The organism is Streptomyces sp. WM6386 (assembly GCF_000972385.1).
Classification (GTDB): domain Bacteria; phylum Actinomycetota; class Actinomycetes; order Streptomycetales; family Streptomycetaceae; genus Streptomyces.
The window spans coordinates 1-438 of record NZ_JXTE01000507.1 but is presented as its reverse complement, the minus strand read 5'-3'; the positions used below and the strand labels follow the sequence as shown (position 1 = coordinate 438).

General features: G+C 67.6%; 1 pseudogene. It reads left to right on the top strand.

The annotated features are described in order from the left end of the window. Positions 1-289, top strand: a pseudogene (locus tag TN53_RS42455) (TetR/AcrR family transcriptional regulator); the annotation flags it as partial. Positions 290-438: the final 149 nt, after the last annotated feature.

Below are 438 nucleotides of genomic sequence, written 5' to 3'. Positions count from 1 at the left end.
CTTCAGCGCCTATAGCGGCCTTCCGGAACCACTCATGGCCGCGGCCAGGGCGCAGGAGCCGGACGGCCCGCTCACGATTCCCTGCGACATCCTCATCTCCGCCACCGATGAGTACGTGCGAGCCGCGCAGCTCGCGGGGCGCGTGCGCGCGTCGGTGCGCGGGCACGACCTGTTCCTCGCGGCTTGTTCCGTTGCCTGGATCAAGGGCACCGGCACCGAGGGGGAGCCGCTCGACCGGCTGCGCACGCTCATCGCGAGCGGCTACCGCGAGCGGGGGACCCAGGCGTAAACGTCAGGCCCCCGCCCTGATCCCCGCAACACCAGGTGGTACCACCACCCGGCCTTCACATTGTGCTGCCCTCAGGGGCAGTGCAACCTCTCATTGGACAAATCATGAAAATTACTGTCATAGGCGTTGGCGCCATCGGCGGGAACCTC